The following is a 3,979-nucleotide window of genomic DNA, read 5'->3' as shown; positions in this document are numbered from 1 at the left end:
TCTTCCACCCGCGCGCGGGCCCGCCACAGCTCCAGATCGAAGGCCCCCAGGGGCGAGCCGCGATAGCCCGAGACGAATCCCGCCGTGGTCAGCCCCGCCGCCCGGTCGCGCCGCGCCTGGTCCAGCATGATCCGCACCAGCGCCTGGGTGCCGGTCAGGAACACCCGCCCGGTCTCGCGCGCGTATCGGTCTTCGAGCTGATAGGTGGAAAATTCGGGGGAAAGATCAGTCATCTCGCGGGCTCCTGCTGGCGTGGCTCCAGTCTAGCCGCAAGCCGGTGAAGAATTTGACCCCATTTCGCTGGTTTTCGCCGGAATTTCGGATATTCTATCCGCATAGCCCCGGAAATTCGAAAACACCCGCCATGGAATTCGACGATCGCGACCGGAAAATCCTTGCCCTGCTGCAATCCGACTGCCGGATTTCCAACGCCGATCTGGCGGACCGGGTCGGCATGTCGGCCTCGGCCTGCTGGCGCCGGGTGCGCGCCTTCGAAGAGGCCGGCATCATCGAACGCTATGGCGCGGTGCTCAATCCCGAACGGCTGGGGCTCGAGTTCGAGGCCATCGTGCTGATCCAGCTGACCCGCCACGACCCCGACAAGCTGAGCGAACTGGTGCGGGTGATCGGACAGCGCCCCGAGGTCCTGTCATGCTATGCCACCACCGGCCAGTCCGACTATCACATGCATGTGCTGTTCCCCGATATCGCCACCTACAACAGCTTCCTCGAAACCGTGCTGTTCCGCATGCCCGCCGTGGCCAGCGCCCAGACCAATGTGGTGTTGCGCAAGATCAAACGCACCGAAGTGATTTCGCCGGCTACGCCGCACGACAGGGCGCTGGGTTGATCCTCTGGCCATTCAGTAAGCCCATTGCGCCGCCAATAGCGCGAGACAGTCTTCAACGGCCAAGCCTCTCAGGGGCACGCCCCGCGCAACCGCCTTGTCGCCACAACCGCCCCCCACAAGCGGTTACAGAAGCGCGCGCTGCATAAAATAGACCCGCTCGCGCCAGTCGTCCGGAAACCCCGCGGGGTGCGGCATGTGCGAGAACCCGACACTTTCGTACATTGCCTTTGCATGTGTCAGGAATGCTGCCGACGAAAAAAACACCTTTCGATAGCCGTCGGCGATCATCTGTTCGAACATATGCTCGAGCATCCTGCGCCCGAGCCCATGTCCGCGACCGTTTTCGCGCACGAACATCCGCTTGAATTCCGCGACCCCGGCGTCCGCCTCATGATACATCACGCACCCTGCCGCCTGCCCGTCCACCAGCCCGAGGATAATGCCACCACCTGGCCGACCGTGCAGCTCAGGCAGGTCCGCCAGGGTTTTCTGAAAACTCTCAGGATTCATCGGATGATCCTTTCCCGCGGGCCAATCCTCAGGATAGTGACGCCAATGCCAGTCGAGCCAGTCGCGACACAATGCCCGAGCGATTTCGAAATCGGCAGCTTTTTCTGCCATGTATATGGAAACAACAGCCATGCGCCCCCCCGCGATCTGCCCCATTCAACGCCTTGAGGCTGAACGAACCGCGGCTTCATCCTAGCAGAAAAGAGAGCTTTCCCCAAAAACAGCCTGGCTGTTTGCGATGCTCGGCAGCTCCGAAAACAGAATAGGCCCTAGGGATTTCTGCAAAACCGGCTATTTCATCAGGCTTTTGTCACCTTGGAACGCGGCATCGCCAGGGTGAGCGACCACGCCCACCCCCCTTTCTCTTGCCCGAAGTATCCCGGGGGAATCGCGGCCTGCCGCGATGGGGGCAGCGCCCCCCGATCCCCCAGGACGTCAGACAAAACTGACATGTTTGTTGAACGGCATCTCGCGGATGCGCTTGCCGGTGGCGGCAAAGATCGCATTGCCCAGCGCCGGCGCGGCCGGCGGCACCGGCGGCTCGCCGATGTCGCGAATCCGGGCGCCATTTTCAAGCCCGCGCACCACGATCTCGGGGCATTGAGAAAGCCGCATGCCTTCATAGCTGTCAAAGTTGCTCTGCTCGGCCATGCCGTCGGCATAGGTGATCTCGCAGTTGATGGCATGGCCAAGGCCGAACACCACCCCGCCCTGCACCAGGTTCTCGAAATTGACCGGGTCGACCACGGTGCCGACATCCGCCGCCACCCAGACCTTGTCGATGCGTATGCCCTCCGGGGTGTTGGTGACTTCCACCACCTCGGCCACCGGCACGCCGAAGCTTTCGACAAAGGCCACGCCGCGGCCCCTGTTCGGCGCCAGCGCGCCGCCCCATGAGGACATCTCGGCCACCGTTTCCAGAACCTTGCGGCTGACATCGTGATCCATCAGCCGGATGCGTTCCAGCATCGGATCGGCCCCGGCGGCATGGATCAGCTCGTCGAGCGCGGTGTCAAAGAAGAAGCCGTTGGCCGAGGCCCCGACCGAGCGCCAGGACGAGACCGGCGCCAGTTCCGGCAGCCGATAGGCGCGCATGCGGAAACCCGGCAGCCGATAGGGGTTGTTCCAGGCCCCGGCGGCGATCTGGCTGTCCGGGCCCGGCACCGGGATCCCGGCCCGGCCCATCTGCGAGCCCATCACCGAGGGCATCGCCACCTGCAGGTCCAGCGCCGCGACCCTGCCGTCCTGCACCGCCCCCCTTGCCCGCGCCATTCCCGGCGGGCGCAGGAAATCCTGGGCAAAATCCTCTTCGCGGGTATAGGTCAGCTTGACCGGCGTGCCGCGCATGCGGTTGGCGATCTCGGCCGCCTGCTTGACGAATTCGAACTCCAGACGATGCCCGAAACTGCCGCCGATGAACTGGTTGACGAAGGTGACCTGATCGGCGTCATGCCCGGTCACCCCTGCCACCTGCTGCTGCAAGAGGCGCGGCATCTGGTGGCCGCACCAGACCGTCACCCCCGCGTCGGTGACCAGCACCGTGGCATTGAGCGGCTCGAGCGGCGCATGCGCCAGATAGGGCGCGCGGTATTCCGCCTCGAGGGCGGCGCCCGACGCCAAGGCCGCCTCGACCTCGCCCTCGTCACGCCATGTGCTGTCCAGACGCGCCTCGGTGAAGGACGCGGCCAGCGCCTGCCAGTGCTGATCCTGCCCGGCGGGATAGGGCGCCTCGGCCCAGTCCACCTCGATGGCCTCGACGGCCCGGAAGGCACGCCAGCTGTTGTCGGCCACCACGGCAACGCCGTTGGTCACCTCGAAGACCGCTTGCACCCCGCGCATGCCCTTCAGCGCCGAGGCATCATAGCCGGTGACTCCGGCCCGGCGCGGGCTGACCCGGATCGCGGCATGCAGCGCCCCCTCGATCTCGAGGTCGATGCCATAGGTCTGGGTGCCGGTGCATTTCGCCACCATGTCGAGCCGCTGCATCGGCTGACCGATCAGCCGCCACTGGCCGGGATCGCGCAGGGTCACGTCCCGCACCGGATCCAGCGTCGCCGCCAGCGGCGCCAGTTCCTGATAGCTGAGGCGCGCGCCATCGGGCAGGATCACATGGCCGGCCTCGGTCTTCAGCGCCGTGGTATTGATGCCGCTCTTCTGCGCAGCGGCCGCTTTCAGCGTCTCGCGCGCCACCGCGCCGGCTTCGCGCAGCTTGTCGAAACTGTCGGGCATGGCGGTCGACCCGCCGGTGCCCTGAAGGCCGATCAGCTTCATCATGCTGCCCATCACGCCGCGCGTGGTCTCGGCCGCGAAGCCGGTGTCGGTGGCCATGAAGGGCACGCCCTCATCGGCCATCGCCCGGTTCCAATAGGCCTTGTCGGGGCGGCCGAAACTGACCTCGAACTGGCCCGGCTCGAGGTCCATCTCCTCGGCGATCAGCACCGCTTGGGCATGGGCCACCCCCTGCCCCTTGTCGGCATGGGGCGCGATCAGCGTAATCCTGTCAGCGTCGATCACCACCCATGGATTGAAGGTCGCCGCACCCTCGGCAAGCCCCTGTTCCAGCGGATTGCCATAGGGCGTCTTGACCCTGTAGACCCCGAAGGCGACGCCGCCGAGCAC

The 3,979-nt window shown here is 65.4% G+C and carries 4 protein-coding genes; 1 reads left to right on the top strand and 3 read right to left on the bottom strand.

All coding sequences use genetic code 11. The features are described from left to right. Nucleotides 1-233 (bottom strand): hypothetical protein (locus tag ABZD10_RS14145; protein WP_372887443.1); only part of this gene is annotated, 233 nt, incomplete at its 3' end. A gap of 131 nt (nucleotides 234-364) precedes the next feature. On the opposite strand from ABZD10_RS14145, the gene ABZD10_RS14140 reads away from it, so the two are divergent. After that, complete coding sequence (locus tag ABZD10_RS14140; protein WP_372887441.1) at nucleotides 365-850, top strand: Lrp/AsnC family transcriptional regulator; 486 nt, start codon at nucleotides 365-367, stop codon at nucleotides 848-850. A 123-nt stretch (nucleotides 851-973) separates the two neighbouring features. Here ABZD10_RS14140 and ABZD10_RS14135 read toward each other — a convergent pair whose 3' ends face one another. After that, entirely contained in the window at nucleotides 974-1,492 is a 519-nt protein-coding gene (locus tag ABZD10_RS14135; protein ID WP_372887440.1) for a GNAT family N-acetyltransferase, read from the bottom strand. A 303-nt stretch (nucleotides 1,493-1,795) separates the two neighbouring features. Continuing rightward, a partial coding sequence (locus tag ABZD10_RS14130) for a molybdopterin cofactor-binding domain-containing protein (RefSeq protein ID WP_372887438.1) occupies nucleotides 1,796-3,979 on the bottom strand: 2,184 nt, incomplete at its 5' end.

Origin of the sequence: Shimia sp. (genome assembly GCF_041624275.1) — a bacterium.
In the GTDB taxonomy this organism is placed as follows: domain Bacteria; phylum Pseudomonadota; class Alphaproteobacteria; order Rhodobacterales; family Rhodobacteraceae; genus Shimia.
The sequence above is the reverse complement of the archived record's forward strand: the minus strand, read 5'-3'. Positions and strand labels throughout refer to the sequence as shown.

Bases quoted from the DNA above. Each gene is read 5' to 3' on its own strand.
- ABZD10_RS14140 (WP_372887441.1), top strand. From the start codon at position 365: ATGGAATTCGACGATCGCGACCGGAAAATCCTTGCCCTGCTGCAATCC.
- ABZD10_RS14135 (WP_372887440.1), bottom strand. From the start codon at position 1,492: ATGGCTGTTGTTTCCATATACATGGCAGAAAAAGCTGCCGATTTCGAA.